The sequence below is a fragment of the Bilophila wadsworthia ATCC 49260 genome (assembly GCF_000701705.1).
GTDB lineage: Bacteria > Desulfobacterota > Desulfovibrionia > Desulfovibrionales > Desulfovibrionaceae > Bilophila > Bilophila wadsworthia.
In genome coordinates this window covers 104,574-118,124 of record NZ_JNJP01000005.1, presented here as the reverse complement: position 1 = coordinate 118,124, position 13,551 = coordinate 104,574, and the positions used below count along the sequence as shown (strand labels likewise).

General features: G+C 59.9%; 11 protein-coding genes. All 11 read left to right on the top strand.

The window, feature by feature from the left end; translation table 11 throughout:
• Positions 1-604: 604 nt before the first annotated feature.
• The 11 genes from T370_RS0104030 to T370_RS0103980 all read left to right on the top strand — a co-directional run bounded on the left by T370_RS0104030 (position 605) and on the right by T370_RS0103980 (position 13,449).
• A complete protein-coding gene (locus T370_RS0104030) occupies positions 605-1,552 on the top strand; it encodes a tripartite tricarboxylate transporter substrate binding protein (protein WP_029434829.1) in 948 nt (315 codons plus the stop codon).
• Positions 1,553-1,729: 177 nt separating this feature from the next.
• Positions 1,730-2,185: a tripartite tricarboxylate transporter TctB family protein gene (locus tag T370_RS0104025; RefSeq protein ID WP_029434828.1), complete on the top strand. Its 456-nt coding sequence runs from the start codon at positions 1,730-1,732 to the stop codon at positions 2,183-2,185.
• A 25-nt stretch (positions 2,186-2,210) separates the two neighbouring features.
• Positions 2,211-3,701: a tripartite tricarboxylate transporter permease gene (locus T370_RS0104020; protein ID WP_029434827.1), complete on the top strand. Its 1,491-nt coding sequence runs from the start codon at positions 2,211-2,213 to the stop codon at positions 3,699-3,701.
• A 107-nt stretch (positions 3,702-3,808) separates the two neighbouring features.
• Entirely contained in the window at positions 3,809-5,581 is a 1,773-nt protein-coding gene (locus T370_RS0104015; protein WP_029434826.1) for an adenylyl-sulfate reductase subunit alpha, read from the top strand.
• A 32-nt stretch (positions 5,582-5,613) separates the two neighbouring features.
• Positions 5,614-5,937: a 4Fe-4S dicluster domain-containing protein gene (locus tag T370_RS0104010; protein WP_029434825.1), complete on the top strand. Its 324-nt coding sequence runs from the start codon at positions 5,614-5,616 to the stop codon at positions 5,935-5,937.
• Positions 5,938-6,006: 69 nt separating this feature from the next.
• Entirely contained in the window at positions 6,007-6,708 is a 702-nt protein-coding gene (locus T370_RS0104005; protein WP_029434824.1) for a Crp/Fnr family transcriptional regulator, read from the top strand.
• 416 nt (positions 6,709-7,124) lie between these two features.
• Positions 7,125-8,300, top strand: a complete 1,176-nt coding sequence (locus T370_RS0104000; RefSeq protein WP_005024524.1) for an AI-2E family transporter — start codon at positions 7,125-7,127, stop codon at positions 8,298-8,300.
• A gap of 1,182 nt (positions 8,301-9,482) precedes the next feature.
• Complete coding sequence (locus T370_RS0103995; RefSeq protein WP_029434823.1) at positions 9,483-10,607, top strand: branched-chain amino acid ABC transporter substrate-binding protein; 1,125 nt, start codon at positions 9,483-9,485, stop codon at positions 10,605-10,607.
• Positions 10,608-10,748: 141 nt separating this feature from the next.
• Positions 10,749-11,654, top strand: a complete 906-nt coding sequence (locus T370_RS0103990) for a branched-chain amino acid ABC transporter permease (protein WP_005024594.1) — start codon at positions 10,749-10,751, stop codon at positions 11,652-11,654.
• Positions 11,651-12,691 carry a branched-chain amino acid ABC transporter permease gene (locus T370_RS0103985; RefSeq protein ID WP_029434822.1) on the top strand — a complete coding sequence of 347 codons (1,041 nt, stop codon included), beginning with the start codon at positions 11,651-11,653 and terminating at the stop codon, positions 12,689-12,691. The genes T370_RS0103990 and T370_RS0103985 overlap by 4 nt, the downstream gene beginning before the upstream one ends.
• The gene (locus T370_RS0103980; protein WP_029434821.1) at positions 12,688-13,449 is read left to right on the top strand and encodes an ABC transporter ATP-binding protein; all 762 of its coding nucleotides are present in this window, start codon (positions 12,688-12,690) and stop codon (positions 13,447-13,449) included. Before T370_RS0103985 ends, T370_RS0103980 begins: the two co-directional genes overlap by 4 nt.
• Positions 13,450-13,551: the final 102 nt, after the last annotated feature.

Below are 13,551 nucleotides of genomic sequence, written 5' to 3'. Positions count from 1 at the left end.
GCGTGCCCGGAACGGCACGTTCTTTTTTCCACATGGTGACGTTCTACCGGAGCGGCGGCATGGAAGGTATCGGGGGTTTTCCTGAAAGCGGCCCGGAAAATCCCCTAGGCGTGAGGGGTAGAAATACGTTCAGCATTCCTCAAACGGCACTTCAGCTGCAACGGGAGTTCCATACCGTAGGCGTTTGGAGGCGTTATTCGGTCCATAAAGACACTCATTCAGGCTATCAGGGACGAGGAATCCTCAATTTGAGTCTTCCGCATGGGAACGCTTTGTCTTGCTGTTTTTCTATATTATTATATCTATTTGAAATTAAACGGAATATATTTCAAAGAAGCGTATCCTGCGCCGCCCCTGATTAAACATTTTTTTCACAATTTATCATCCAGCTTATGGAAGCCCCCCCCACTTTTGCTAGGGTGCGGACAAGGGCGAGCCCCCGGAATCCGGGCGGCCTGCCATGCGCCAATCAAAAAGACGCGGCGTATCCTTTATTGCATACAAGTCTTTCTGATTGCAGCATGATATGTATTTTTTCCAAAAATGGGGTAACGTGTCCCGTACGGTTTCCGGCCGACAACATCCAACGATGAGGAGAAACATCATGCGTAGGTTTCCAGCGTTCCGTCTTTGTGCCGCCGTGTTGCTGAGCCTGTGTTGTGCCCCGCTTGTCCATGCGGGAACATATCCGGATCACCCGATCAAGATGCTGACGATGACCAAGCCGGGAGCACAAATCGATTTGCTGACCAGAGCCGTGGCCGAAAAACTAAAGGCCAGCCTCGGGCAACCCGTGCTGGTCAGCAATGTCCCCGGCGGCTCGCACGGCAGTGTCATGGCCACCGAGCTGGCGTCCTCCCCGGCGGATGGCTACACGCTTGGCGTTTCCGCGACCGCGGCGTTCACCTATTCCCCCCACTTCGTCCGCACCAAGTACGGGCTCGGGGATTTTCAGTTCCTCACCCTGCTCGGGCTGAACCAGAGCGGGATCATCTGCCTTCCTGATCGCCCTTGGAAGACGCTGAAGGAGGCCTTCACTTGGGCCAAGAAGGAAGGCAAGGGCCTCACGTATATGTTCCAAGGCTCGGATGACCGCGACGCCATGAAGCGCATCGCCGAGCAGGAAGGCGTCAAGCTGTCGCTCATGCCCAGTTCCGGCGGGCCTTCCGTCATTTCGGCGGTCATGGGCGGGCATGCCGATCTGGGGCATACAGGCGCGATCCTGTTCGATTACGTGCAGAGCGGGAAGATCCGCTGTCTGGCGGCGTCCACGCCGATTCGCCTTACCGAGCTTCCCGATATTCCCACGCTGCGCGAACAGGGATGGGACGAGTCCATCGAGATGTACGTGGTCTTCGCTGCGCCCAAGGGGCTCCCCGACGAGGTGCTGCAACGCCTGAAGGCCGCGCTGGACGACTTGAAGCGGGACAAGGCGTTTTCGGAATTCGCCGTCGAAAAGCTGCGTATGCGGCCCGTGGAATTCGGCATGGCCCACGCCGCCCAGTACATGGAAGGAGCCTCCAAGCGGTACGCGGCACAGGCCGCCCGCTGACGACTTCAAAACGCGGGCGATCCGGACGGACGCCCGCGCCCGGAAACGGGTTTCCCACGCGGTTCGGGGCGGCTCCGCTCGGGGAACAGATGCTCGTTTGATGCAAACCCGCCCCGGATCGCTTGCAGCGGGACGCGGCTGCCCCCGGCGTGCGCCCCATTTTCACAGGAGCCTCCTATGACCGAATTGCAGAGGGATACGTTGGCCTATGGCGTCGTCGCGGCGGCGAGCGCCTATCTCCTCATCTGGATCATCCCCGCCTATACGCCGGAATATCCGGGGTACGGCGTCCCCGCTTCCCTGCTCCCCGACATTGCTGCCGGGTTCATGCTGGCGCTGTCCCTGCTCGGGCTGGGGCGGGCCGCCCTCTCGTGGCGGAAGGCCGAAAAATCCGGCGGGGACGGGCAAACAGCTGTCCGGTGGCGGCACCTGGCCTGCTTCCTGATCCCGTGCGCGCTGCTGATGCCCGCCATGTCGCTGTTCGGCTTCCTGCCCGCCGGTATCGCGTTCATGGTCGTCATCCAGATAGGCTGTGGGCAGCGGCGGTGGTTCCCCATGACGCTCGTCTCCGTCGCCCCCGTGCTTCTCGTGTATGCGATCATGCGTTTCGGGCTTGGCGTCCCCATGCCCTGACCTCCTTCCTCAAAGGATCAAGACTATGCTGGATATGATTCTTGCCGGGCTCTCCGAGGCCTTGCAGCTCGCCAACCTGCTGTTCGTGCTGCTCGGCGTCATCGCGGGCATGATCGCGGGGGCCATCCCGGGCGTCAACGGCCCCATGGCCATTGCCCTGTGCATCCCCCTTTCCTATTATATGTCCCCAGTGGCGGCCATCGGCTTCCTCGTCGGACTCAACAAGGGCGCATTCTTCGGCGGCTCCATTTCCGGCGTGCTGCTGAATACGCCGGGCACCCCGGAATCCGCGGCGACCACATGGGACGGCTATCCTCTGGCGAAGCAGGGCAAAGGCGAAAAGGCTCTCCGGATGGCGCTGTACGCCTCAGTGACGGGCGACGCCTTCGCGACGCTGGTACTCATCCTCGTGGCCGCACCTCTGGCGGCCGTGGCACTCTATATGGGGCCGCCGGAAATTTTCGCACTCATCTGCATGGCCATGACCATCATTGCGGGGCTGGGCACCCGTTCCCTGCTCAGGGGCTTCATCGCGGCCGCCCTTGGCGTGCTGATCGGGACAGTGGGCATCGAGCCCGTCTCGGCCCTGCCCCGCCTGACCTTCGACATCGTCCCGCTTGAGAGGGGTATCTCCCTGATCCCCGTGGGCATCGGGATGCTGGCCTTTTCGGAAATCATCATCCAGCTTGAGCAGCAGCTCGGCCGCAAGGAAGCCCGCGAGGTGATCACCTTTTCCTCCAAGCCCGAGGATCGCTTCATCACGCTGAAGGAATACGTGGAGTGCCTCAAGACGCTCATCCGGTCTTCCATCGCCGGGACCGTCGTGGGCGCGCTGCCGGGGCTCGGCGCGCCGGTCGCCTCCTTTTTCGCCTACGATCAGGCCGTGAAGCACTCAAAGGAGCCCGAAACCTTCGGCAAGGGCAGGCTTGAGGGCATCGCTGCTTCCGAATCCGCCAACAGTGCGGTGGTCGCGTCCAGCCTCATCCCGCTCTTCACCCTCGGCATCCCCGGCAACATGGCGGCGGCGCTGCTCATCGGCGCGTTCGTCGTCCACGGCATGATCCCCGGCCCGCTCATGTTTGAGCAGAACGCCCAGTTCATCTACGCCATCTACGGGAGCCTGATCATCGCCAACCTGTTCCTGCTCGGTGTGGGGCGGCTCGGCCTGCGCCTGTTCTGCAAGGTGGTGCAGATTCCCTCGGTCATCCTATACCCGATCATTATCTTCACATGCGTGATGGGGGCCTATCTCGCCCAATACGCCGTCTTCGACGTGACGCTGATGCTCTGTTTCTCGCTGCTGGCCTATTTCATGCGCAAGTTCGACTATTCCTTCATCTGCCTGATCATCGGCTTCATCCTCGCCCCGATCTGGGAAACCTCGCTCCAACAGGTAATCATCGCCTCGGAGCAGGATCCGTACATGTTCCTGACGAGGCCGGTGGCGGTCGTCCTGATGCTCATGACCTTTTTCATCATCGTGAAGTCGGTGCTGGCTGCGGGCAGGAAAAAGTAACGCCGCCCTAAAAACTATTCCCTGACTGATAGAACAGAGGACGGTATGCCCGTATCTTATCTTCTAGATGGATACCACATTCAGAGATCGTCTTCAGGAGAACCACTATGGCCAATATTGCAGCCAGCCGGATGCACCCTTTCCATCCGAAACAGTTGTCAGACATCGAAATGCAGGTCGTCACATGCGATCTCCTGATCATCGGCGGCGGCAACGCCGGGTGTTTCGTGGCGACGGAAGCGGCGAAGCTTGATCCCTCGCTCAAGGTCGTGATCATGGAAAAGGCGGAGATCATGCGTTCCGGCGCCTGTTCCGCAGGCATGGACGCCATCAACACGTACATCCCCAAAGGGAAGACGCCTGAAGATCTGGTCCGGTGGAGCCGCGCGCAGGTGGGCGGCGGGCCGCTCCGCGAGGATCTCGCCCTTTCCAATGCCGAGGAGCTGAACGAGTCCGTGGAAGACCTCGAACGCTGGGGCCTGCCCATCCTGCGGGACGGGGACGGGAACGTGCGCTACCGCGGCAAATGGGACATTTCCATCCACGGCGAGCAGCTCAAGCCAATCATGGCGGAAAAGGCTCTCGAGAGCGGGGCCGACGTGTACAACCGCGTCGCGGGCACCGGGCTGCTCATGCACAAGGGCCGCTGCGTCGGGGCGATGGGCCTCGGCGTCCGCGACGGGAAATTCTACGTGTTCCGGGCGAAGGCCACGGTCATGGCCACAGGCGGCGCGGGCACGCTGTACAAGTCCTATACGGCGGATTCCACGGACAGCGGCGCCCAGATATGGATGTGCCCCTACTGCGTGGGATCCGGGTACGCCATGGGCTTCCGGCAGGGCGCGGAGCTGACGAGCCTAGAACAGCGCTGGGTCGCCACCCGGACGAAGGATTTCTGCGGGCCGGTCGATACCATCTCCGTGGGCTACGGCGCGCCGATCGTCAACGCCAAAGGCGAACGGGTCATGAGCCGCTATGCCGCGCTCGGCGGCGACGCCGCGCCGCGCTACATCCGGGCCAACGCGCCCATGGAGGAGTGGCTTGCCGGGCGCGGGCCGTGCTACTGCGACACCACGCACCTGACCCCGGAAACCAGCAAGGCCATGATGGAGGACTACCTCAACGAGCGGCCTTCCTTCGTGCTGTTCCTCGCCAGCCGGGGGCAGGACGTCACCAAGGAGCCCATCGAGATTTATGGCTCCGATCCCTACATCCTCGGCGGGCACACCGGAGGCGGGTTCTGGGTGGACATGCGACGCATGACGACCGTGCCCGGCCTGTTCGCCGCCGGGGAGACGGCTGGCGGCAATCCCAACAAATTCGTCGGGGGCTGCTGCGCCGAGGGCAAGCTCGCCGCGCGTGGGGCCGTGGCCTACATGGAGGGTCTGGATCTACCGCCCCTTGATGAGGCCCAGGTTAAGGGGGAAATGGAACGAGTATACGCCCCGCTGCTTTCCCGTGACGAGGAGGGCATCCGCCCCGTCGAAATGAAGGAACGCCTGCAACGCCTGATGGATGAGTACGCGGGCGGCATCAGCCAGTTTTACCGCACCAACGAGGAACGCCTCGACTACGCCCTGCGCCATATCGCGGTACTGCAATCGCAGTTCCGCTATCTCCGCGCCACGGACAGCCACGAACTGATGCAGGCGATGGAAACCATCGATCGTGTGGACGTGGCCGAAGCCGTGGTGCACCACCTCAAGGCCCGCAAGGAAACCCGTTGGGCTGGCTGGCAGACGCGCTCCGACTACCCCGAGCGCGACGACGCGCACTTCGACTGCTTCATCGAAAGCCGCAGGGACCCGGCGACGGGCGAAGTGTCCACGTTTACCCGCCCGTATGAACAGATCATCCCCGGCGATCGCCATACCGCTTGATGTTACTGAGAAAAACGAAGCAGAGGTTTACCATGCCACCTAAAGTTGATACACGGAAATGCACCGGATGCGCCGGGAGCGCGGAATCCTGCTGCGAGCGGGCCTGCCCCGGCGATCTCATGGCGGTTTCCCCTGAAAACGGCAAGGCTTACTGCCGCGCGACGAATGAGTGCTGGGACTGCATGTCCTGCGTCAAGGCCTGCCCCTGCGGGGCTCTGGAAACCCGGATTCCCTATCAGTTAGGCTACTACAAGGCCACACTGCGGCCGATCATGGGGAAAGACTGCATCACTTGGAAGTGCCGGGATATTCACGGTCGGGAGTCCGTATACAAATACGTCAACCGGCTCCGCTAGCCAGGACGCGCTCTCGTCAACGCGGCCCGTCCGTCATACGCGGAGGGGCCGCGTTGTTTTGGGGGTGTAATGGAAAATCTGTGGTATTTGCAGGATCGGGATTTTTTTGCCGGGTTGGAAGAACAGCGGCAGCGCTTCTTACAACGCGCCATCCGCAAGACACTTCCCAAAAACGATATCGTCTTCTTTGAAGGCGACACAGGCGACTCCTGTTTTTATGTCGCTTCCGGGCTTGTCCGTATTTTCAGCATTACAGATTCGGGCAAGGAATCCATCTTCTTTTTACGCCGCCCCGGAGAACTGTTCGGCCTCTCGGAAGTGTTGAACGCCTTCCCCCGCCGGGCCAACGCGCAAACGCTGATGCCCACGGAACTCTACGCGATGCCGAGCGTGGAATTCGATTCCCTGCTCGCAGAAGACTACGTGCTGGCCCGCCGTGTGATCACCATGCTGGGCAGCCGGGTCCGCTATCTTGGCGACAGGCTCAGCAATCTCGCCACGGGGAGCGTCATGAGCCGCCTCATCAAACTGCTGATCTCGCTTGTGTACGACCTGCTGCCTGATGCCGAGGCATGGGCCAAGCCCGTCGCACTTCCGGTCCGCATCTCCCAGGAACAGCTCGCCTCCATGACCGGCTCAACGCAGCCCACAGTCAGCGACCTGCTCCAGAAGTTGCACAAAGCGGGCCTGATAGCCATTGCCCACCGCCAAATCACGATATGCAACCCGCTCCACCTGCTCGCCCACGCCGAAGAAATCATCGAGGACTGAACGCCGCTCGAAAGGGATGGACGGGTACCCTCATGCATCATGATCGGTTTGAACAAGGGCTAGCCATCCCCACATCCAGTGTGCACTTGCCCTTCTCTCTATCGGTGGGCTTCTTATGTGATGGATGCGGGAAGGACGACGACAGCCTTCAGTCCAACATGGCAATGATGAGCCAACAAGTGTATGACTTTTGCATCACAACAATTGTCACATTGCGAAAATGGCCTATACTCAGCACACAGCCTTTTTCATTGTTGCCGAACGGGGCACGTTATACGGCACAATCCTGCGACGTGTGTTGCCGTTTCATGGATTGACCTGTTGCCAGCAATAGAGAAAAATGGTTTGGGTTTCTCTCCGTACGGGCGGTTTTTCCAGCCGCCCCCCCTCTACCACCCCCCAACCCTTGTGAGACCATGCTGACAGCCAATCGGAAAACGGAAGACTGTGCCTTTCTGGCCTTGCTTATCGGCGTCACGGCCCTTTTTCTCTGGATGATGCTGCCCTTCTTCGACGTCATCTTCTGGGCGGCGACGATCGGCATCCTATTCCATCCCGTCTACAGAACCATTGCCGAAAAATGGAGAATGGGACGTATCTTATCGGCATTCATAACCATCCTGCTCTGCCTCGTCCTGATCATCATACCCCTCTCGTACATCCTCTATAACTGTGTTGTTGAGGCAACCCTCCTTTATCAAAGGCTGCACTCCGATCAGAATTCCTTCGTCGGCTACATCGACCGGATCAAGGATTCCTATCCGTTCCTCCAGGACTGGCTCCACTACGCCGGGTATGACCTTGAGCGCATTAAAAGCCTTCTGACCAAGGCGGCTCTTTCCGCCAGCAGCTTTCTCGCCAGGAACACCGTCACCCTAGGCGAGAACACGCTGGGATTCCTGACCAACTTGGCGCTCGTCCTCTACATCGCCTTCTTCTTGCTCATGGACGGCACCAAGATACAGGAACTCCTCATCAAGGCCCTGCCCTTCGGGGATCACCGCGAAAAGCTGCTTTTCCGCAAGTTCGCCGAAGTCACGCGGGCAACGGTGAAAGGCAGTCTCCTCGTCGCCGCTGCGCAGGGCGCGCTCGGCGGGGTCATCTTCTGGCTCCTCGACATCCACGCGGCGCTCCTGTGGGGTGTGGTCATGACCGCGCTGGCGCTGATCCCGGTTGTGGGCGCGGCGCTCGTCTGGGGGCCTGTGGCGGTTTACCTTTTGCTCACGGGCGACTACTGGGACGGCGGCATCCTGCTGGCGTACGGTTCCACCGTGATCGGCCTCGCCGACAACATCCTCCGCCCGCTGCTCGTCGGCCGGGACACCAAGCTGCCGGACTTCCTCGTGCTGCTGTCCACGCTGGGGGGATTCGTCTTTTTCGGCATGGACGGCTTCGTCACAGGCCCCACGCTCGCCGTGCTGTTCGTGACCGTCTGGCAGATTTTCATTGCGGAGTTCGGGGCAAACGCGCCGGTTTCCCCCGCAGCTTCCGCTATACCCGGCGTTATCCCCGTCAGGCCGCAGCCGGATAGTTCCGTCCCCACGAAAGCAAAGAAAAGCAAGGCACCGCGCAAATCCCGAGGGCAACGGTAATCCTTTCGAAAATAGGAAAGTCCGCCCACCTGATAGTGGGCCTCTCCAGTATACTTTGACTCCCGATTCCTCGTAGAAACAGCAAGCCCCGCATGATGAGTTCGTGTGGGGCCTGTTGTTTTTGGGGAGTACCATTCAGTGGTTATGAGGGAACAGTCAATGCAAGAAAGTGCAGGTGATACAAAAACGGCCTTTTATCTGTATGCATGATTTCTATATTAAAAACAGTTAGAAATCTTTATGGATATATTATCTCGTGAAATTATTTATAGCCTTTCATTGCCTATCAGTTGTGATGGTTCGCATAACAGTTTATATACTTACTGTATTAAATAATATATATTGTAATTACATATTATGATGGCTGTATATATTGATAAAGATCAAATGTATTTTTGGGTAATCATTACTGAAAGCCATCAATATATATTATCTGTATTCCAATCCTTAATCCTTACCCAATTTTTTGTTCTCATTTCCCGTTCCTACCCCTAACAGGGATGATGAAACTATCCACGCTCCGCAATATATTCTGTTCATAATGGTGAGTATATGCATGAGCCGCATAGGCTACCCTCCGCATCGTTCTCCCCTGGTTTTCTTTTCCTGATGCACACGCCCGCCCCAAGCCCAAAAGCCTTAGCCCACCGTGTGGCTTTCCGTTTTTTCTTGGTCAGAGGCCATCGCACCTCGGTCTCTGCCTGTACGCGGTTATAGCGTCCTGCCAATGCCAATTCACTACAGGCCATTTTTCCGCATGGGCCTGCACCGTATCAGAAAACGGATGTTCATTACGGACTGCACCGTGTTTACAAGAGGCAAAAAAATCCTTTAATGCGTCTTTGTAAAACGTAAAAATGATGCGATATGCTCATCATAATGTGATTTTTTTCTTTTTATTGCACAGGATATTCGATTGTACTAGGTTACCATAGAGAGGATTCCTCTGTCTGGCATAGGCCATTCAAGGAACCTTACGGGCCGTATCTTCCCTTTCGGGATATCCCCTTCTCCACTGCGGTGCATCCGCACGGCAGCATCCTCGTCGGACTTGGTACCATCCGACGTGCCACTCACCTGGTTTTACGTATTTTTCACCCTCCAACACCTGTATAAGGGAGGTCGTTCCTCGGCCGCGTATTCCGCATTGCTCATCTTTACATTTCCTCCAAGGAGGACAGCATGAAGAAACGAATGGGTATAGTCGCCGCAGTGGCTACCGCGATGTTGTGCAGTTCATTCGCCTTTGCCGCCCCCATCAAAATCGGCCTCATGGCGCCGATTACCGGGGCCTTCGCCAGCGAAGGGCAGGACATGCAGAAAATCTGCGAACTCATGACGGAAGAGCTGAACAAGGCCGGAGGCATCAACGGGAACAAGGTACAGCTTGTCATAGAGGACGACGGCTCCACGCCGCGCTCCGCCGCAACCGCCGCCAGCAGGCTGGTCGCCGCCGACGTGTGTGCCGCCATCGGGACGTACGGCTCGGCCGTGACCGAGGCCTCGCAGGACATTTACGACGAAGCGGGGATCGTGCAGATCGGTACCGGCTCCACATCCATCCGGCTCACCGCCAAGGGAATGAAGCGCTTCTTCCGCACCTGCCCGCGCGACGACGAGCAGGGCCGCGTGGCCCAGAGCACGCTGGCGAAGTTCGGCTTCAAAAAGATCGCCATCCTGCACGACAATTCCGCCTACGCCAAGGGGCTCGCGGACGAGGCCAAGCAGCGCATCTTGGACAAGAAGAGTGCGGACATCGTCTTTTTTGACGCGCTGGTACCGGGCGAGCGGGACTATTCCGCCATCCTGACCAAGATAAAGGGCGTCAAGCCGGACGCCATCCTGTTCACGGGCTACTACCCCGAAGCGGGCCTGCTGCTGCGCCAGATGCAGGAGATGAAGTGGGCCGTGCCCATCATCGGCGGCGACGCCACCAACAACACGGATCTCGTGAAGATCGCCGGGGACGCGGCCGCCGGGTATCGGTTCATTTCCCCGATCATGCCCGCGGACATCGACACCCCGATGGCCAAGGCGTTCCTCAAGGCGTACGAGGCGAAGTACCACAGCCTGCCCAGCTCCATCTGGTCCGTGCTCGCCGGGGACGCCTACAACGTGCTCATCGCCGCGATCAAGGCCAAGGGCCCCGACCCCGCCGCCATTGCGGGCTACCTCCATAACGATCTGAAGAACCTCGACTGCTTCACCGGCCAGATATCCTTTGACGAAAAGGGCGACCGCGTGGGCGACCTCTACCGCCTCTATGAAGTGAACGCCAAGGACGAATTCATCCTCCAGCCCAAGTAAGGCATCCTTCCGAAGGCCCGGAGCTTCCGGGCCTTCTTCCCACCGCACGGGCATTGTCGCCTTTCCGGAGGCCCCTCCGTCCCCTCTCTCCTAGGGGGACGCGCGCCCTCCGCCACCTCTAGCTCAGGGGGTGTCAGCAGTATGGAAGAATTTTTTCATCAATTGACCAACGGGCTCGCCGTCGGGGGCATCTACGCCCTCATCGCGCTTGGCTATACTATGGTCTACGGCGTATTGCGGCTTATCAACTTCGCCCACGGGGATCTCTTCACGCTGGGCTCCTACCTCGGCCTGACCCTCCTGTTTTCGCTCGGGCTGCAGGGCAAGATGAGCGGCATCCTCGTCGGCGGGGCGCTCATCGTCATGTCGATGGGGCTGGTGGCCGTCGTGGGCTACCTGCTGGAACGGGTGGCCTACCGGCCCCTGCGCGGGTCCAACCGGCTCGCCGCCGTGGTGTCGGCCCTCGGCGCATCCATCTTCTTTTCCAACGCCATCATGCTGGTCTACGGCGCGCGGAGCCAGGTGTACCCGAACGGCATCCTGCCTTCCGTGGCGGTCAGCCTGCTTGGCGTGGACATCCCGCTCATGCGCATCGTCATGTTCGTGGGCACGGTGGTGCTGATGCTCCTGCTGTACTGGTTCATCAACCATACCCGCATCGGGACGGCCATCCGCGCCGTCGCCATCGATCAGGACACAGCCAAGCTCATGGGCATCAATGTGGACAACATCATCTCGATGATCTTCCTCATCGGCCCGGCGCTCGGCGGGGCCGCCGGGGTCATGATGGGGCTGTATTACGGCCAGATCACCTATGACATGGGGTTCAGCTTCGGCCTCAAGGCGTTCACGGCGGCCATCATGGGAGGGATAGGCAACATCCCCGGCGCGATGGTGGGGGGCATCCTGCTCGGCGTGCTCGAAGCCATGGGCGCGGCCTACGTGTCCATCGCGTGGAAGGATGCCATAGCCTTCCTTGTGCTCATCCTTATCCTCATTTTCCGCCCCACAGGTTTGCTGGGGGAAAGGGTGGCTGAGAAGATATGAGCGACTCTCTTTTTTCAAAACGGTATTTCTACCCCGTGGCGGGCGGCATCTTCTGCCTCGTCATGGCCTGCGTGCCCACGATCCTCGAACTGGCGGGGCTCGGCGGGGGCGGCATCGCCCAGCTCGACATGCTGAACAAAATCGGCATCTATGCGGCGCTGGCCCTCTCGCTCAACCTCATCCTGGGGCAGACGGGCCTGTTCCACATGGGGCATACGGCCTTTTTCGCCATGGGAGCGTATACGACCGCGATCCTCAACACCGTGTACCACTGGCCCGTCTTCGCCACCATGCCCATAGCCGGGGTGCTGGCCGCGATCTTCGCCTTCGTGCTGGCGAAGCCCATCATCCACCTGCGCGGGGACTACCTGCTGATCGTCACCATCGGCATCGTGGAAATCGTGCGCATCGCCCTGACGAACAACCTCTTCGGGCTGACGGGAGGGGCGAACGGTATTTACGGCATCGCCCGGCCTTCCCTGTTCGGGATGGTGTTCTCGTCGCCCAAGCGCCAGTTCTACCTCATCTGGACCTTCACCATCCTGACCATGTTCCTGTTCTACGTGCTGGAGCATTCCCGCTTCGGCAGGGCGCTCAACTACATCCGTTACGACGATCTCGCGGCATCGGGCTGCGGCATCGACGTGACCCGGTACAAGCTCATGGCCTTCACCGTGGGCGCATTCTGGGCGGGTATGGTCGGCACGCTGTTCGCCGCCAATATCAGGACCATCGAGCCGACATCATTCAATTTCTACGAATCGGTCATCCTGTTCGCCATCGTGATTCTGGGCGGCTCGGGCAGCATCGCGGGCGTGGTGCTCGGCGCGTTCCTGCTCATCGGGCTCCAAGACGTGTTCCGGGAGTTCGAGAGCGCCCGTATGCTCATCTTCGGCGCGGCCATGATGGTCATGATGATCATCTGCCCGCAGGGGCTGCTCCCGCCGCGGCGCAGGTTCTACAACGCCCGGTTCCTTGTCGGCCGGTTCCCCCGAGGCGTGCAGCGGGCCGAACCCGCAAGGGAGGAGGCGTTATGAGCCTGCTCATCCTGCGCAACCTCCTGAAGACTTTCGGCGGGCTGGTGGCGATGAACAGCGTCACCTTCAGCGTGGACGAAGCCAGCATCGTCGGGCTGATCGGCCCCAACGGGGCCGGGAAGACCACGACGTTCAACATCATCACCGGCAATTACCGCCCCGACTCCGGCGAGGTCATCTTCGATCGGAAGGACATTACCGGCAGGCCCACCCACAAGATCGTGGAATTGGGCATCGCCCGGACGTTCCAGAACATCCGGCTGTTTCAGGACATGAGCGTCCTCGAGAACGTGCTGGCGGGATGCCATTGCCGTATGCGGGCGGGGCTGTTCCCCTCCCTCTTCCGCACCCCCGCGCAGCGCAGCGAGGAACGGCAGGCCGTGGAACGCGCCATGCGCGAGCTTGCCTTCGTCGGGCTGGACGACCAGTACGCCAACCTTGCGGGGAACCTTGCCTACGGCAACCAGCGCCTGCTGGAGATCGCGCGGGCGCTGGCCTCGGAACCGCGCTTCCTCATCCTCGACGAGCCGGCCGGGGGCATGAACGATCAGGAAACGGCGGATCTCATGCTGCTCATCAAGGCCATCCAGAAGCGGGGCATTACCATCCTGCTGATCGAGCACGACATGAACCTTGTCATGCGCGTCTGCGAAAAGATCGTCGTGCTGGAAAACGGGGCCCTCATCGCCGAAGGCACTTCCACCGAGATCAAGAGAAACCCGAGGGTCATCGAGGCCTACCTCGGCGCGGAAGGCTAGGGGCTGTTGACGCTGCGGAGGGAACATCCTGTTTCCCCGGGGTATGCATATTTTGAACCGGCGTGCCGCCCCCAAACGAAACCGCACCGGCGGCGGATGCAC

Bases quoted from the DNA above. Each gene is read 5' to 3' on its own strand.
- T370_RS0104005 (WP_029434824.1), top strand. From the start codon at position 6,007: ATGGAAAATCTGTGGTATTTGCAGGATCGGGATTTTTTTGCCGGGTTG.
- T370_RS0103995 (WP_029434823.1), top strand. From the start codon at position 9,483: ATGAAGAAACGAATGGGTATAGTCGCCGCAGTGGCTACCGCGATGTTG.
- T370_RS0104030 (WP_029434829.1), top strand. From the start codon at position 605: ATGCGTAGGTTTCCAGCGTTCCGTCTTTGTGCCGCCGTGTTGCTGAGC.
- T370_RS0103990 (WP_005024594.1), top strand. From the start codon at position 10,749: ATGGAAGAATTTTTTCATCAATTGACCAACGGGCTCGCCGTCGGGGGC.
- T370_RS0104025 (WP_029434828.1), top strand. From the start codon at position 1,730: ATGACCGAATTGCAGAGGGATACGTTGGCCTATGGCGTCGTCGCGGCG.
- T370_RS0104000 (WP_005024524.1), top strand. From the start codon at position 7,125: ATGCTGACAGCCAATCGGAAAACGGAAGACTGTGCCTTTCTGGCCTTG.
- T370_RS0103980 (WP_029434821.1), top strand. From the start codon at position 12,688: ATGAGCCTGCTCATCCTGCGCAACCTCCTGAAGACTTTCGGCGGGCTG.
- T370_RS0104010 (WP_029434825.1), top strand. From the start codon at position 5,614: ATGCCACCTAAAGTTGATACACGGAAATGCACCGGATGCGCCGGGAGC.
- T370_RS0104015 (WP_029434826.1), top strand. From the start codon at position 3,809: ATGGCCAATATTGCAGCCAGCCGGATGCACCCTTTCCATCCGAAACAG.
- T370_RS0104020 (WP_029434827.1), top strand. From the start codon at position 2,211: ATGCTGGATATGATTCTTGCCGGGCTCTCCGAGGCCTTGCAGCTCGCC.
- T370_RS0103985 (WP_029434822.1), top strand. From the start codon at position 11,651: ATGAGCGACTCTCTTTTTTCAAAACGGTATTTCTACCCCGTGGCGGGC.